Source organism: Agrobacterium sp. MA01 (assembly GCF_009650195.1).
In the GTDB taxonomy this organism is placed as follows: domain Bacteria; phylum Pseudomonadota; class Alphaproteobacteria; order Rhizobiales; family Rhizobiaceae; genus Allorhizobium.
The window spans coordinates 815,441-831,238 of record NZ_CP045854.1 but is presented as its reverse complement, the minus strand read 5'-3'; the positions used below and the strand labels follow the sequence as shown (position 1 = coordinate 831,238).

Annotated in this window: 16 protein-coding genes; 9 read left to right on the top strand and 7 right to left on the bottom strand. The window is 62.2% G+C overall.

Going from position 1 to position 15,798, the window contains the following annotated elements:
• Positions 1-24: 24 nt before the first annotated feature.
• The gene (locus GH983_RS03895; protein ID WP_153761671.1) at positions 25-1,389 is read right to left on the bottom strand and encodes an LLM class flavin-dependent oxidoreductase; all 1,365 of its coding nucleotides are present in this window, start codon (positions 1,387-1,389) and stop codon (positions 25-27) included.
• Positions 1,390-1,517: 128 nt separating this feature from the next.
• On the opposite strand from GH983_RS03895, the gene GH983_RS03890 reads away from it, so the two are divergent.
• Positions 1,518-2,099, top strand: a complete 582-nt coding sequence (locus tag GH983_RS03890) for an XRE family transcriptional regulator (RefSeq protein WP_210251765.1) — start codon at positions 1,518-1,520, stop codon at positions 2,097-2,099.
• Positions 2,100-2,135: 36 nt separating this feature from the next.
• On the opposite strand, the gene GH983_RS03885 is transcribed toward GH983_RS03890, so the two are convergent.
• Positions 2,136-2,690 (bottom strand): hypothetical protein, encoded by a 555-nt coding sequence (locus GH983_RS03885; RefSeq protein ID WP_153761669.1) that lies wholly within the window; start codon positions 2,688-2,690, stop codon positions 2,136-2,138.
• Between the two features lie 303 nt (positions 2,691-2,993).
• Between GH983_RS03885 and thrC the strand changes: the two genes are divergently transcribed.
• The 4 genes from thrC (at position 2,994) to GH983_RS03865 (ending at position 9,301) form a co-directional block, all read left to right on the top strand.
• Positions 2,994-4,400 (top strand): threonine synthase, encoded by a 1,407-nt coding sequence (gene thrC, locus GH983_RS03880; protein ID WP_153761668.1) that lies wholly within the window; start codon positions 2,994-2,996, stop codon positions 4,398-4,400.
• Between the two features lie 20 nt (positions 4,401-4,420).
• Entirely contained in the window at positions 4,421-5,719 is a 1,299-nt protein-coding gene (locus GH983_RS03875) for a pitrilysin family protein (RefSeq protein WP_054151179.1), read from the top strand.
• 61 nt (positions 5,720-5,780) lie between these two features.
• Positions 5,781-6,392, top strand: a complete 612-nt coding sequence (locus GH983_RS03870; protein ID WP_054151178.1) for a GNAT family N-acetyltransferase — start codon at positions 5,781-5,783, stop codon at positions 6,390-6,392.
• Positions 6,389-9,301 (top strand): EAL domain-containing protein, encoded by a 2,913-nt coding sequence (locus GH983_RS03865; protein WP_153761667.1) that lies wholly within the window; start codon positions 6,389-6,391, stop codon positions 9,299-9,301. Before GH983_RS03870 ends, GH983_RS03865 begins: the two co-directional genes overlap by 4 nt.
• A gap of 12 nt (positions 9,302-9,313) precedes the next feature.
• Here GH983_RS03865 and GH983_RS03860 read toward each other — a convergent pair whose 3' ends face one another.
• Positions 9,314-9,949: a LysE family translocator gene (locus tag GH983_RS03860; RefSeq protein ID WP_153761666.1), complete on the bottom strand. Its 636-nt coding sequence runs from the start codon at positions 9,947-9,949 to the stop codon at positions 9,314-9,316.
• 179 nt (positions 9,950-10,128) lie between these two features.
• On the opposite strand from GH983_RS03860, the gene GH983_RS03855 reads away from it, so the two are divergent.
• On the top strand, positions 10,129-10,980 hold the full coding sequence (locus GH983_RS03855) for a GyrI-like domain-containing protein (RefSeq protein WP_153761665.1): 852 nt from the start codon (positions 10,129-10,131) through the stop codon (positions 10,978-10,980).
• Positions 10,977-11,405, top strand: a complete 429-nt coding sequence (locus GH983_RS03850) for a DUF1801 domain-containing protein (RefSeq protein ID WP_246727491.1) — start codon at positions 10,977-10,979, stop codon at positions 11,403-11,405. The genes GH983_RS03855 and GH983_RS03850 overlap by 4 nt, the downstream gene beginning before the upstream one ends.
• A gap of 30 nt (positions 11,406-11,435) precedes the next feature.
• Here the strand turns inward: GH983_RS03850 and GH983_RS03845 are convergent, their stop codons facing one another.
• Positions 11,436-12,041 (bottom strand): YqgE/AlgH family protein, encoded by a 606-nt coding sequence (locus GH983_RS03845; RefSeq protein ID WP_069041963.1) that lies wholly within the window; start codon positions 12,039-12,041, stop codon positions 11,436-11,438.
• A gap of 187 nt (positions 12,042-12,228) precedes the next feature.
• On the opposite strand from GH983_RS03845, the gene GH983_RS03840 reads away from it, so the two are divergent.
• Entirely contained in the window at positions 12,229-13,077 is an 849-nt protein-coding gene (locus GH983_RS03840) for a protein-disulfide reductase DsbD domain-containing protein (RefSeq protein WP_246727489.1), read from the top strand.
• A 71-nt stretch (positions 13,078-13,148) separates the two neighbouring features.
• The gene (locus tag GH983_RS03835) at positions 13,149-13,640 is read left to right on the top strand and encodes a peroxiredoxin (protein ID WP_069043894.1); all 492 of its coding nucleotides are present in this window, start codon (positions 13,149-13,151) and stop codon (positions 13,638-13,640) included.
• A gap of 68 nt (positions 13,641-13,708) precedes the next feature.
• Here GH983_RS03835 and GH983_RS03830 read toward each other — a convergent pair whose 3' ends face one another.
• From GH983_RS03830 to GH983_RS03820, 3 genes are all read right to left on the bottom strand, one after another.
• Positions 13,709-14,017, bottom strand: coding sequence for a Dabb family protein (locus GH983_RS03830; protein WP_054148958.1), 309 nt, complete (start codon positions 14,015-14,017; stop codon positions 13,709-13,711).
• A gap of 92 nt (positions 14,018-14,109) precedes the next feature.
• Complete coding sequence (gene rnhA / locus GH983_RS03825) at positions 14,110-14,580, bottom strand: ribonuclease HI (RefSeq protein WP_054148957.1); 471 nt, start codon at positions 14,578-14,580, stop codon at positions 14,110-14,112.
• Positions 14,577-15,542: a homoserine kinase gene (locus tag GH983_RS03820; protein WP_153761663.1), complete on the bottom strand. Its 966-nt coding sequence runs from the start codon at positions 15,540-15,542 to the stop codon at positions 14,577-14,579. Before GH983_RS03820 ends, rnhA begins: the two co-directional genes overlap by 4 nt.
• Positions 15,543-15,798 lie beyond the last annotated feature (256 nt).

Here is a 15,798-nt window from a genome sequence, read left to right as displayed (position 1 = left end):
TTGCACAACATGAGAAAGACGTGATCAGCCCCGCTGATGCCGGTGGGTGGAGGCAATGTGGCGATCGGTCAGACGGGCGTTGCCGAAGAGCTTTTCCCGCAGCGGCCCTTCGCGGTATTCGGTCTTGTAGAGACCTTTCTCCTGCAGGCGGGGAACGACCAACTCGACGATGTCGTCGAAGCATTCCGGCACGACCGTGCGCGACAGGTTGAAGCCGTCGACGCCGGTGTCTTCCACCCAGTCCACCAGCCAGTCGACGACCTGATCTGCGGAGGCGACGAGTGGCGGCTGGCGGCTGCCGAGCACCATCTGTTCGATCAGTTTGCGCTTCGTCCATTGCGGCCCGGCCGCGCGGTCCATGGCCTTGATGTTGGAGATAATCGCCTGGCTCTTGCCCGTCTCGACCGGTTCGTCCATGTCGAATTTGTCGAAGTCGATGCCCATCGAGGCGGCAGCATGGGTGAGCGCGGCCTCGGAGCTCACGTACTGGCGGTAGTCCTCGAACTTTTCGCGGGCCTCCTTTTCGGTGCGGCCGGTGACGATGGTGGCACCAAGGAAGACCTTGATGTCATCGCCTTGACGCCCCAGTCCCTCGGCACGTGCCCGGATGTCGGAGACGATCTCGCGCACGCCCTCCTTCTTCTGGCCGTTGACGAAGACGCATTCAGCGTGGGTTGCGGCGAACTGTCGGCCACGCGGCGAGGAACCGGCCTGATACAGCACCGGCGTGCGCTGGGGCGAGGGTTCGCAGAGGTGATAGGCATCGACCTTGTATTGGCGTCCATGATGATGGACGGGATGGACACGCTGCGGATCGGCATAAACCTTTGCAGCCTTGTCGGCCACCACGGCTCCGTCTTCCCAGCTCCCTTCAAGGAGCTTGTAGATCACCTCCATGTATTCATCGGCGAGGTCGTAGCGATCGTCATGGGCCATCTGGCCGTCGAGGCCGATGGCGCGTGCGGCACTGTCGAGATAGCCGGTCACGATGTTCCAGCCGATGCGGCCACCGGTCAGATGATCGAGCGTCGCCATGCGGCGGGCAAAGAGGAAGGGCTGTTCGTAAGTGAGGTTGGCCGTGACGCCGAAGCCGAGATGGCGGGTGGCCGCGGCCATGGCCGGGACCAGCATCATCGGATCGTTGACCGGCACCTGCACGGCACCGCGAAGTGCTGGCGCCGGACTGCCGCTCAGAACGTCGTAGATACCGACGACATCGGCGAGAAAGATGCCGTCGAAGAGGCCAGCTTCCAAGCGCTTCGCGTAGTCGGTCCAGTAGGCGAGGCTCGTGTATTCCATCGAGCGATCGCGCGGATGGCTCCAGAGACCCTGCTGGATATGCCCGACGCAATTCATGTCGAAGGCGTTGAAACGGATTTCGCGTGCCATGCTCGTGTTCGTCCCTCTCTTTTGTCGACAGGCGGCGACTTGTGGATGCGCCGTCATCTATCGTATGCTCCCGTCCACTATAGAAGACGCAGCCGGAGAATTTGGCAAGGGTCGAGATGAAAAACACGGTGCAGAGAAACGATGTTCACGACGAGGACCGTCAGGCGCGGGCCATCGCCGAGCGGATCCGGCTGGAGCGGGAAACACGCGGCTGGTCGCTTGCGGAGCTTGCGGCGCGTTCGGGCGTCTCCAAGGCAATGATCAGCAAGGTGGAGCGCTGCGAGGCGAGCCCGACGGCGACCGTGCTCGGCCGCCTCTCCGGCGCCTTCGGCCTGCCGCTCTCGGTTCTTCTCGCGCTCGCCGAACGCGAGGGAGATCGACTGGCGCGCCGGGACGAGCAGCCGCTCTGGATCGATCCGGATACGGGCTATACGCGGCGGACGCTTTCCCCTGGGAATGGAGGTCAGCTCGAATTGCTGGAAGTGGTTTTGCCGCCCGGTGTCCGAGTGCCCTACCCGGCCTCTGCCTTCAGCTTCCAGCACCAGCAGATCTACGTGCTCGAAGGTCGCCTCGACTTTATGGAAGGCACACGCAGCCATCAGCTTTTGACGGGTGACTGCCTGCAACTCGGCGCGCCCAGCGATTGCGTGTTCGTCAACGCCAGCGACCAAGCAACCCGCTATCTGGTGGCCCTGACGCGGCGGGGCTAGGCGCCGATCTTCAGATCCGGCACCCTCCTCGGGAACTTACTTCTTCTTCGGCTGTTCGAAGCCGATGAAGACGCGGGCCGTGCCGGAGATATCGCCGGGAACGGTTGCCACCTTGCTGTAGATGAACTGCGTCGGCTGGTTCACATCGGCAAGTGTGACGGCATACTGCTCGACTTCGTTGAAGACTTCCTGACCGCCATCCACGACGGTGACGCGCACCGGCAGATTGATCGTGCCGGCCTTGCCCTGCGGGCCTGCGACGAGGCGACCCTGAACAAGCGCATTGATCGTGAGCGATGTTTCTGTGCGAGCGCAGGAGCGCGTGGTGTCGGCGAGCGAGGCCTGGAAGATGACCTGTTCGGCATCGCCGTCCTTGCCGCGCGCATAGGTGCGATAGGCGGCGGTTCCGTCACGCAGTGAAATCTGCGGGCAGAAGCCCTGCACGAAAGCCTGCTGAGTTGCGGCTGCAGCCGCGTTGCCTGGCTCCGACGGCGAAAGGCCGAGGCCACTGCCGAGACCGCCGGCGTTGCAGCCCGAAAGAACCATCATCAGCGAAACGGCGATCACACCGCGCGACACGTTTACAGACACGAGACTTCACCTTCCGCATGCTCGGCCCGAGGCCGAAAAACAGTCAAACTTGAGGCTTTTCAGCGCCCTCGCGGATGGTCTATACCAGCGGCCACGACAAAAATCGATTGGGTAGCCGGCAATTTGCTTCAATTTTCGATGGACCTTCGAGAGCCGGCAGGAGTCTCGGTATCAGCGCGTGAATGCACGACTGCCGGGCTTGCGAAATCCTGGCCGGTGCACTGGCGCAAACGGGCAAACCTCTTTATCCGAAACGCCATAGGTTTGACGGCGGCTTCGGCTCCAAATTCTTAAACTTTAGGGATGAGCGACGTGGAATATGTTTCGACCCGCGGCGAGGCTCCGAGCCTCGGCTTTTGTGACGCACTTCTGGCAGGCCTTGCCCGGGACGGCGGGCTCTATGTGCCGCGCGAATGGCCGCAGATGTCGAAAAAGGCGATCCGCGGGTTGCGCGGCAAGTCCTATGAAGAGGTCGCCTTCGAGGTGCTCCTGCCCTTTACGAACGGGGAGATCGAGCCCGACACCTTCCGCGCGATGATCGACGAGGCTTATTCGACCTTCAAGCATCCGGCCGTCGCACCGCTGGTGCAGACGGGGCCGAACTCCTTCGTGCTCGAACTCTTCCATGGCACCACGCTCGCCTTCAAGGACGTCGCGATGCAGCTGCTCGCCCGCCTGATGGACCATGTTCTCGAAAAACGCGACGAGCGGGCAACCATCGTCGGCGCGACTTCAGGTGACACCGGTGGGGCTGCGATCGACGCCTTTGCGGGTCGTGCGCGCACCGACATCTTCATCCTTTTCCCGCATGGCAAGGTTTCGCCGGTGCAGCAGCGCCAGATGACCTCGTCGCAGGACGAAAACGTGCATGCCATCGCCGTCGAAGGCAATTTCGACGACTGCCAGAACCTGGTAAAGGCGATGTTCAACGACGTACCGTTCCGCGATCGCGTCGGTCTTTCCGGCGTCAACTCGATCAACTGGGCGCGCATCATGGCGCAGGTGGTCTACTACTTCACCTCTGCAGTCGCGCTTGGCGCCCCCGACCGGAAGGTGTCGTTCACGGTTCCCACCGGCAATTTCGGCGATATCTTTGCCGGTTATGTCGCCAAGAAGATGGGCCTGCCGATCGACAAGCTGGTCATTGCCACCAATGACAACGACATCCTGGCGCGCACGATGAAAACGGGCCGCTACGAGATGAAGGGCGTCTCGGCGACCACCTCGCCGTCGATGGACATCCAGATCTCGTCGAACTTCGAACGCCTGCTGTTCGAGGCCTATGGGCGCGATGCTTCCGCGATCCGTTCGGCGATGGAGGGACTGAAGCAGTCCGGCGCCTTCGAGATCCAGCCGGAAGCACTGAAGTTCATCCGCAAGGATTTCCGCGCCGGGCGCGCGACGCAGAAGGAAGTGGCGAAGACGATCCGCACCGTTCTCGACGAGACCGGGTACCTGCTCGACCCGCATACGGCCGTCGGCGTGCATGTGGCAAGCAAGTTCGAAAAGCCGCAAAGCCCGATGGTTGTGCTGGCGACGGCCCATCCGGCCAAGTTCCCGGCGGCAGTAAAATCGGCCTCCGGTATTGACCCCGCGCTTCCGGCGTGGCTTGCTGATCTGATGGACAGGGAGGAGCGCTTCGAAGTCCTGCCCGCGGAACTGAAAGCCATCGAAAGCTTTGTCAGCAAACAGGCGCGAGCAGTCAGGTAGGAAGTGCAGAAAGACGGACCATGAATGTTGAGTGCACCCGGCTTCCATCGGGTTTGACTGTCGTAACCGAAAACATGCCCCATCTGGAAAGCGTGGCTCTCGGAACCTGGATCAAGTCCGGCTCGCGTAACGAGACCGAAGCCGAGCATGGCATTGCGCATCTGCTCGAGCATATGGCGTTCAAGGGTACGAATACGCGCACGGCCCGGCAGATCGCCGAGCAGATCGAGAATGTCGGCGGCGAAGTGAACGCCGCCACCTCGACGGAAACGACGTCCTATTACGCCCGCGTGTTGAAGGACAATGTTCCGCTCGCGGTCGATATCCTCGCCGACATCCTGACCGACAGCGTCTTTGACGAAGAGGAACTGGAGCGCGAAAAACACGTCATCCTGCAGGAAATCGGCGCAGCCGACGACACACCAGACGACGTGGTCTTCGACCGTTTCTCCGAACAGGCCTATCGCGGCCAGACGATCGGCCGTAGCATTCTTGGCACGCCCGAGACGGTGCAGTCCTTCTCCAGCGACCAGATCCGCGCCTATCTGTCGCGCAACTACACGACCGACCGGATGTTCGTCGTGGCCGCCGGCAAGGTGGACCACGATGCCTTCGTCAAGCAGGTGGAGCAGCGTTTCGCCTCGCTGCCGACAAAGCCGTCTGCGACGCCGGTGATGGATGCCGCCCACTACACCGGTGGCGAGTCGCGTGAAGAACGCGACCTGATGGATACCCAGGTCCTGCTCGGCTTCGAGGGCAAGGCCTATCACATGCGCGACTTCTACTGCTCGCAGATCCTCGCCAACATTCTCGGTGGCGGCATGTCTTCGCGGCTGTTCCAGGAAGTGCGCGAGATCCGTGGCCTGTGCTATTCGGTCTACGCCTTCCACTGGGGCTTTTCGGATACCGGCATTTTCGGCATCCATGCCGCGACCGGCGGCGAGAACCTGCCGGAACTGGTGCCCGTGATCATCGATGAGCTGCGCAAGGTCTCCGACCGCATCGACCAGCAGGAAATCGAGCGTTCGCGGGCGCAGATCCGCGCCCAGCTTCTGATGGGCCAGGAGAGCCCGGCTGCCCGCGCCGGTCAGATCGCCCGGCAGATGATGCTCTACGGACGCACCATTCCGAACCAGGAAATGATGGAACGGCTTGCCGGCATCACCACCGAACGCCTGACGGACCTTGCCGGTCGGCTGTTCTTCGACACGGTTCCGACGCTGTCGGCCATTGGCCCGGTCGATCATCTGGTTCCGCTCGACGATATCAGAGGCGCGCTGACGACACAGCCTGCCGGTATCCGCAAGGCCGTCGGCTAAGGGCCGCCGGCACAGACTGCGACCGGCGGGGACCCCGCCGGACATCGCTTGGGGATTGACGATGACGCGCTCGGTGTTTCGGTTTCTGTCCCGGCAGCCGGATATGCCGGAAATCACCAGCGAACGACTCCTCCTTCGCCTGCCCCGCTTCCGCGATTTCGAGCAATGGCACCAGCTGCGCAAAGAGAGCCGTGCATTTCTGCAGCCATGGGAGCCGTCCTGGCGCACCGACGAGCTGACCGAGCGCGCGTTTCGGCAGCGTGTGCTGCGTAATGAACAGGAATTTCACTCCGGCATGGCAGTGCCCTTCTTTGTCTTCGATCGGGCCGAGGACACCTTGCTGGGCGGGCTCACCATCGGTCTCATCCGCCGCGGAGCGGCACAAAGCTGCATGATTGGCTACTGGATGGGCGAACGTCATGCCGGCCAGGGCCACATGTTTGCCGCACTTCAGCTGGCTATTCCCTACATCTTCGGGCCACTCGAGTTGCACCGTATCGAAGCAGCCTGTATTCCGGACAACGTCAACAGCCTGAGGCTACTCGAAAAAGCGGGATTTGAGCGGGAAGGTCTTTTGCGCGATTATCTGAAAATCAACGGGGAATGGCGCGACCATCTGCTGTATTCCCGGATCGGCGGCCATAAGGCGCGGAACGGCAAGACGCCCTCATGACGAATACCCGAACCCTTTCGCGCGCCGTGCCTCGCCTCGCCGCCCTGTGGATTGCTGCGCTTACGACAGCATATCTGTGCCTCGCCGCATCGGCGGCATTCGCCGTCGAGCCGGTGAAGATTGCGCGCGACGACACTGCGCTCGACCTGACGGCAACCACCGAGATCTACACGAACCAGGGCGAGGCCTTCCAGGTTTCGACCGCCGCCGGTGCCGACGGCATTCGCCGGCGCATCGAGGTGCGTTCGAGCTCCGAGGAGCATCAGGGCGACTGGGCTGTCTTTGCGCTCGCCAATGTCTCGGAAGAACAGCTGGAGCGCGTGATCGTCGCACCGCATTTCCGTCTTTCCGGTTCCAGGATGTTCTGGCCGGATCTCGGCTCCCAACGCATCATGGCGATCACGCCATCGGAAGGCTTTGCGCTCGACCGCGTGCCGGGCCCCGATGCCGACGTCTTCCGCATTACGCTCAATCCGGGCACGGTCATCACCTTTGTTGCCGAGCTCGCGACGCCGGAGTTGCCGCAGATCTATCTCTGGGAGCCGGACGCCTACAAGGACACGGTCAACGCCTTCACCCTCTATCGCGGTATCGTGCTCGGCATTGCCGGTCTGCTCGCGGTGTTCCTGACGATCCTTTTCGTGGTCAAGGGAACGTCGATGCTGCCGGCCGCGGCAGCGCTTGCCTGGGCGGTTCTCGCCTATATCTGCGTCGACTTCGGCTTCCTCGAAAAGCTGATCTCGCTCACCTCGTCCGACATCCGAATGTGGCGCGCCGGAGCGGAAGTGGCGCTTGCCTCGTCGCTGGTCATCTTCCTCTTCACCTATCTCAACCTCAACCGCTGGCATGTGCATCTGGGCTACGCGACGCTTGCCTGGATGCTCGGCCTTACCGTGCTCTTCGGCGTGGCGATCTTCGACCCGTCGATTGCAGCCGGCATTGCGCGTGTCTCCTTTGCGCTAACAGGCGTGGTCGGCATCGGGCTAATCATCTATCTCGGCTTCAATCGCTATGACCGTGCCGTACTTCTGGTGCCGACCTGGGCGCTGATCCTGGTCTGGCTCTTCGCCGGCTGGCTGACCGTGACCGGCCAGCTCGACAACGACATCATCCAGCCGGCGCTTGGTGGCGGTCTTGTTCTCATCGTTCTCTTGATCGGCTTTACGGTCATGCAGCATGCCTTTGCCGGCGGCGCCTATCAGCAGGGTCTGTTCTCAGACCTCGAACGCCAGTCGCTGGCGCTCACAGGTTCCGGCGACACAGTCTGGGACTGGGACGTGGCGCGCGACCGCGTGGTGACGAGCCCTGATGTTTCGATACGTCTCGGCCTGTCACCCGGCACCATGCACGGCCCTGCCCGCAACTGGCTGCCGCGCCTGCATCCCGATGACCGGGACCGCTTTCGTGCGACGCTCGACGTGCTGCTCGAACATCGCAAGGGCCGGCTCAGTCACGAATTCCGGATCCGTGCCGAAGATGGTCACTTCCACTGGCTGAAGATCCGTGCACGGCCGGTGCTCGGCTCGAACGGCGAGGTCATCCGCTGCGTCGGCACGATCATCGATGTCACCGAGCAGAAGAACTCGATCGACCGGCTGCTGGTCGATGCCATGCACGACAATCTGACCGGCCTGCCGAACCGCGAGGTCTTCCTCGACCGGCTGCAGGCGATCCTGTCGCTTGCCTCGACTTCAGAGAGCGTGCGGCCTACCGTACTCGCGATCGACATCGACCGTTACAAGCAGGTCAATGACGCGCTTGGCATCGCGGCCGGCGACAACATCCTGATCGCCATCACGCGCCGCCTGCGCCGGCTCCTGAAGCCGCAGGATACGCTGGCGCGCCTTTCCGGCGACGAGTTCGGGCTGATCCTGGTGTCGGAAAAGGATCCGGCCAAGATCGCCGACTTTGCGGATGCCATTTCCAAGGCGATCATGGTGCCGCTGAATTTCGCCAATCGCGAGATCAGCCTGACAGCCTCGATCGGCCTCGTATCCTGGGTCGACCAGCAAGAGAGCGCGGCCAGCCTGCTCGCCGACGCGGAACTCGCCATGTACCGGGCGAAACGATCAGGTGGCAATCGCGTCGAGCCCTTCCGTCCGGCCTTCCGCACCGTCAGCACCGACCGCCTACAGCTGGAGACGGATCTCCGCCGCGCCATCGAGCGCAAGGAGCTGTCGATGGCCTATCAGCCGATCGTCAGGCTTGCGAATGGCGAGATCGCCGGCTTCGAGGCCCTGATGCGCTGGGATCATCCGAAGCGCGGCAACATCTCGCCGACGGAGTTCATTCCGATCGCGGAAATGTCGGACCTGATCGAGCCGCTCGGCATGTTCGCGCTGGAGCGCGCATCGGGTGACCTGATGGACTGGGAACGCCAGACGGGCGAACTGCCGATCTTCGTTTCAGTCAACCTCTCTTCGGCGCAGCTGATCTCGAGCGAGATCTACAACGACATCCGCGCCATGCTGGTGAAAACCCAGTGCGATCCGAAGCGGATCAAGCTGGAGCTGACCGAAAGCGTGGTGATGGAAAACCCGGAACAGGCGCGCCTGATGCTGGAAAAGCTGAAGGATACGGGCATCAGCCTGGCGCTCGACGATTTCGGCACCGGCTATTCATCGCTTGCCTATCTCACCCGCTTCCCCTTCGACACGATCAAGCTCGACAAGGCGCTGGTCTGCGACCAGTCGGACAAAAAGTCCGTGCTGTTACGCTCCGTCGTCTCGATGGCGCGCGGGCTCGACATGCAGGTGGTGGCCGAGGGCATCCAGACCGATCAGGACGCCGCAGACCTTGCGATGATGGGCTGCGACTTCGGCCAGAGCTATCTGTTCGGCCCGCCCTTGGGTTCGGAGTCGGTGCTGAGGCTGCTCAAGGAACGGTTTCCGCTGATGAAGCGGGCGTGAGGCGGAAGGGCCTCACGTGCGTTGGAAGGCGACCTGGAGGCCCAGCCCGACGAGGATCGCGCCCCCTACCCTTTGCAGATTGCGCTGCAGCGCCGAGACCCGTGATAGACGCGCGGTGATCGCGCCGGCCGCCAGGACGCAGACAATATCGGCGATGGTGAACATCGCATTGACCAGCGTGCCGAGGATCAGGAACTGCAGCCAGACTGGAAAGCCTGCCGTCGCATCGATGAACTGCGGCAGGAAGGCCAGGAAGAAGATCGCCGTCTTCGGGTTGAGTACTTCAACAAGCATGCTCTCCAGGAATGCACGGCCTGCTGATTTTGCGGGCGGCAGTGCGCCGCTCATTCCACCAGCCGCGCGGGCGGCACGGAACATGCGGACACCGAGATAGATCAGATAGGCAGCGCCTGCGAGCTTCACCGCGAGATAGAGCGTGGGGACCAGGTGGAAAAGGATGGACAGGCCTGCGGCGGCCGCCACCACATGCACATAACATCCGACATGAATGCCAAGCGTCGCCATCAGGCCCGCGCGGCGATCCGCAGCCAGCGTGCGGGCCGCGACATAGAGCATGGCGGGGCCCGGGATGAAGGCGAAGACGGTCGTGGTGAGGAAGAAAGCGAAGAGGATCTCGACGGCAGGCATGGATGGGCCTCACTGTGATCTGGGCATGATGGCCAGACGCTCGGAACATTGACCTCTCAGGTGGAGAGATGCAAGCCTTGCAACTGGGGCCGACGACAAAGCATGGGCCAGTTCCGCAGGATTTATCGGTCGGGATCGTGCAAGATTTCAGACGACTTCAATCACGCCAGAGAGTTCTCATGCATCGCCAGAAAGCTTATCACGACCGTCTCGATCGGGTCCTCGACTACATCTACACCCATCTGGACGATGATCTCTCTTTCGACCGTCTGGCGGACGTCGCCTGCCTTTCGTCCTATCATTGGAGCCGCATCTATTCAGCCATGCGCGGAGAGACGATTGTCGCCACGATCCGGCGGCTGAGGCTCCAGCGTGCGGCTGATCAACTCGCGAATTCCGATGCGGATATTCAGGCCATCACCCGGCGCGCCCGCTACAGCTCTGCCGACAGCTTCGGGCGGGCATTCAAGGAGGCCTTCGGTACGAGCCCGACTGCTTACCGCGAGATGGGCTCGCACGCCGCTTTCAAGGCCGCGAGCATGGCCAGCGACGGCCGCGGTTTTCCCGTGACGGTGGAGACCTTGCCGGAGCGCCGCTGCGCCGGGATCGATCACACAGGGCCCTACATGAAGATCGACCATGCCATGGGCAAACTGTTTGCCGAACTTGTCCAGCGCGGTCTTCTGCCGGCGGAGCCTGCCATGATCGGCGTGTTTTTCGACGATCCCGATCTCGGACCCGAGCACGCCCCGCGGTCGCGTGCCTGTTTGCCGATACCCGATTCGGTGGCCATCGAAATGCCGCTGGTGGAGACGGTTCTGCGCGGCGGGTGCTATGCGAAGCTCAGCTATAAGGGCCCCTATGCCGACATGCGGGGTGCCTATCGCTGGCTGCTTGGCACTTGGTTGCCCGCCTCCGGTTACGAGCCGGATGATGCGCCAATCTTCGAAGCCTATCTCAACGACCCGCGTCATGTGCCGCAAGCGGAACTGCGCACAGACATTCACCTGCCGCTAAAAGCCGCGCCATGACTGTGCCGCCCGTGCCGGACGCCGTTTACCGCGCACTCTCTAGCCACTCGGAACATGTGCGGGGGCGTCTCCTCGAGATCCGCCAGTTGATCTTCACGGTCGCGGCAGAGATCGGAAATGTCGGCGCACTGACGGAAACGCTCAAATGGGGCGAGCCCGCCTACCTGACCGAGGTCAGCCGAAGCGGAACCACCATTCGGCTGGGCGCCACCCGAGAGGCGCCCCAGGACAGCGCGGTGCTGTTCAACTGCAAGACAAGCCTCATCGACATGTTTCGCACCGCATTTCCAGCAGATTTCAAGTTCGAGGGAAACCGTGCACTTGTGATCCCTGCCGACCGCACAATACCTCAGACGCCGTTGCTATTCTGCCTAAGTGCAGCTTTGACCTATCATCGGCAGAGAGGCACAGGCTCTCGCAACTAACGGGAGGAAAAACTCCAGGACGCCTGGCCCTCAGGCGTGCCCCGCCTCCATCGACAGCATGGCCGGATTGATCCCCATCAAGGCGAGTGCCCTGTCGTATTTGTTGTCGAGGCTGCGGTCGAAGATCAGGCTTTCGGTGGCCGCGCAATGCAGCCAGCCGTTCTGGGCGATCTCTTCTTCCAGCTGCCCCGGGCCCCAGCCGGCATAGCCGAGCAGCATGGTGGCGTGGCGGGGACCGCGCCCGTCCGAAATGGCGCGGACGATATCGAGCGTGGCGGTAAGCGAGATGTCGTCGCTGACGGGGATGGAGCTGTCCGACAGATAATCGTCGGAATGCAGCACGAAGCCACGGTTCTGCTCGACCGGGCCGCCGCACTGGATCGGGAAATGGCGGGCGTGATCGGGCAGCATGATCGCGTCGTTGCGGTCGATCAGCTCCAGGTGCAGGAGGAGATCCGCGAAGGTCACCGATTGCGAGCGGTTGATGATGAAGCCCATGGCACCGGCATCGGAATGGGCGCAGATATAGACGACCGCGCGGGCAAAGTTGCCATCGGGCATGCCCGGCATGGCAATCAGCAGCTGTCCATCGAGGAAGCCGCGTTCTCTCAGATCGGTTTTCGACGACAATGCCATGCCCGCCTCCTTAGTTCGCCTTATCGGCAATCGGCTTCACGCGTGGTTCTGATGTAGTCTCCCATTCAAGATGGGCCAGAAGCGGGTTCCGATCAACCCAAAATGATTGGCATGAAGCAAGCGTGACTGGCCAAGCCGACAGCGATCTTCTAGAGCCGGAGGCATGATCTCCAAAATGAACCCAGCGATGTCTTGTTCCCATCTCCGAGGCTTTTCTCGCAGCAGCCGTGCATCGGTAGTTGCAGCAGCCCTTGGCCTGTTCTCGCTCGTGTCCGCCATGCCGGCGCTGGCGGCGAGCAGCGACTGGGCGGTGAACGAAGGCGGACGGATGCGCCTGATCCTGCTGCCCCAGGAGGCAGACGGGACGCGACACGGCGCGCTCGTGATCGAGCCCAAACCGGGCTGGATCACCTACTGGAAAGAGCCCGGCGATGTCGGCATTCCGCCCGCAATCACGCCTCAGCCGGGCGCGTCCTACACCGTGGAGCTTATCGGTTTTCCCGTGCCGAAGGTCCTCTCAAACGACGAGATGACCGATGTCGGCTATGACCAACCTGTTACCCTGCCGCTCCGCCTGAAGAATGCGCCTGATGACACCGGCGTGACGCTGAGTGCCTTTGTCGGAGTCTGCCAAAACATCTGCATCCCCTTCCAGGCCGATCTCAGCGTGCCGCCAGACGCAGACGGGATCGCCAATGCCGTCGAAACCGCCCTCGTCCGCTCGGCCCAGGCCCAGGTGCCGCCAGGTCCCTCTCCCGACTTTCACGTCATCGACCACCAGCTGGGAGCCGGCCACAGAGAGCTCGTCGTGCGGCTGAAGATGCCAGCTGGCGCCGACAGTCCGAAGGCCTTTGTCAGCGGGCCGAGCGGCCATGTCTTCGTCGATTCCGTCGCCTCCCGAGGCGCCGATGGCGAGACGGTTCTGACATTGCCGATCGGCAAGCTGCCGAAGAAATACAAGATTGCCGGCAAACACTGGGGAATTCTCGTGGTCAGCGGCGACCGCGCCATGGAAACCACGCTTGCCTTTGATTGACCCATTCCTATATTCGCCTCGATTGCCATTCGGAGGGGTTCTGGATGGAGCAACCAAGCGAGGACGATTTCATGACCATTGCCATTGGCGACAAGCTGCCCCAGGCCACCTTCAAGGAAAAGACCGCTGACGGTCCGGTGGAGATCACCACGGAACAGCTATTTGCGGGCAAGAAGGTCGTTGTCTTCGCCGTTCCGGGTGCGTTTACCCCCACCTGCACGCTGAACCACCTGCCGGGCTACCTGGAAAACCGTGATGCGCTGATCGCGCGCGGCGTCGACGACATCGCCGTCGTCTCCGTCAACGACTGGCATGTTATGGGCGCCTGGGCGCAGCATTCGGGTGGCCAGGGCAAGATCCATTTCCTCGCCGACTGGGATGCCTCCTTCACCAAGGCGCTCGGCCTCGACATCGACCTGTCGGGCGGCGGGCTCGGCGTACGCTCCAAGCGCTATTCGATGCTGGTCGAGGACGGCGTGCTGAAGAGCCTGAACATCGAAGAGAACCCGGGCCAGGCAACGGTCTCCTCGGCCGCCACGATGATCGAGCAGCTCAGCGCCTGAGCGTCTCAAGAAATTCTTCAGAACTGGAGAGGCTCGGGAAACCGGGCCTCTTCTCGTTTTGGGAAGCGTCAGTGCGCCAGATCGAAGACGAGGATGCCGGCCAGGCCACCATCGGTTGCGCCGACGATGCGTTCGCCGACTTCGACATGCTTCGGATGCTTCAGATAGTAGTCGCGGACCATCTCGTCCTCGAAGGTGACGATGAAGCCGTCATTGTAGCCGCCTGCCAGCCCTTCCGGCGAGACATTTGCCCCTGCCTTCACCTCCAGCATGCCCGGTACCACGTCCTTCAGATCGGCAATGGCCGCATAGATCGCCTGCTTCTCGGCCTCCTGGACGGCCGCCTTGAAGCGCAGGAACACGCAGTGCTGGATCATGGATGTCTCCCGTATGTTGTTTTGACGGGAGCATAGGGTCAACGGGGGAAAGGGCAAGGGGATGATGCGTGGCGCTCTCCTCGCCCCTTCAATCACTTCACCATCAGGGACTTGGGAAAGCCGCCCGACTTCTTGAACGGCTCCATGCCCTTACGGGCAAGCTCGTCGGCGCGTTCGTTCTCCGGGTGGCCGGCATGGCCCTTGACCCAGTGCCACTTCACCTTGTGGCGCTGGTTGGCGACGTCAAGCGCCTGCCACAGCTCGCCATTCTTCACCGGCTTCCTGTCGGCCGTCTTCCAGCCATTCTTCTTCCAGCCGAAGATCCACTTGGAGATGCCGTCCATGACATATTTGCTGTCGGTGTAGAGGTCGACTTCGCAGGCGTCTTTAAGCGCGTTCAGCGCGGTGATCGTGGCGAGCAGCTCCATTCGGTTGTTGGTGGTGTCGGCCTCGCCGCCGGAAAGCTCCTTCTCGGTTTCGCCGTAGCGCAGTACAGCACCCCAGCCGCCGGGGCCGGGATTGCCGGAACAGGCACCGTCTGTGTAGATCTCGACATGTTTCATGCGATCAGTCCGTATTCCGAGGCATTGGTGACAGCGCGGTGGAAGCGCAGCTTCTTCAGATATTCGAGCGGGTCCTTCTTGACCACCAGGGCTCCCGCCGGCGTCGTCAGCCAGTCATAGAGGCGGGTCAGGAAGAAGCGCAGCGCCGAGCCGCGGCAGAGGATCGGCAAGGCCTCGATTTCGGCGGCCGACAGCGGGCGCACCGACTGGTAACCCTCGATCATCGCCTTGCCCTTGGTGATGTTGTAGGCGCCATCTTTCTCGAAGCACCAGGAATTGAGGCAAATCGAGAGGTCGTAGACCAGGAGGTCGTTGCAGGCGAAATAGAAGTCGATCAGTCCAGACAGGGTGTCGCCGAGGAAGAAGACGTTATCCGGGAAGAGATCGGCATGGATGACGCCTGTGGCCAAGTCCTTCGGCCAGTGGGTGGAGAGGAAATCCAGCTCGGCGCCGATCTCGGCTTCCAGCCCCTCCTCCACCTCGTCGGCCCGTGCCTCGGACTTTGCCCAGAGCAGCTGCCAGCCTTCGAGCGACAGGGCATTCGGACGCGTAAGCTCGAAGCCTTCGCCGGCGATGTGCATCTTGGCAAGGGCTGCGCCCACCTCGCGGCAATGCTGCGCCTCGGGCTTTCTCAGCCACATGCCTTCGAGGAAGGAAATCAGCGCTGCCGGACGGCCTGAGAGCTCGCCGAGCAGTTCGCCGTCCTCGCGTGGCAGGGGCAGCGGGCAATTGAGCCCGCGCTCCGAGAGGTGATGCATCAGGCCGAGAAAGAAGGGCAGGTCGGACTTTTCGACCCGCTTCTCGTAGAGCGTCAGGATCAGCGGGGACTTCGAGGTGTGCAGCAGGAAGTTGGAATTCTCCACGCCTTCGGCGATGCCCTTGTAAGAGAGCAGTTCGCCGGCGTCGTATTGCGCCAGAAAGGCCTTGAGGTCGATTTCGTTGATGTCGGTATAGACTGCCACAGCGTAAATTCCGTGCCGCTTCGGGGATGACAGCAGTCCTATAACGGGCGCGGCGCCCATGCCAGCCCTGCTGCGACACGGGGCACAGGAAATGGTCGATGCTGACGGCCGTCAGTTCCTCACTTGGAAAGAGCATAGCCCCGGATGTTGTTCGGATTGTCGTCGCTCGTCATCTGACGCGCTGCTGCACGTCTCAAGATGCTCACCCTGTGCCGATCTTGGACGAACACTTTACGAACTGCTAATGTCGATCCGA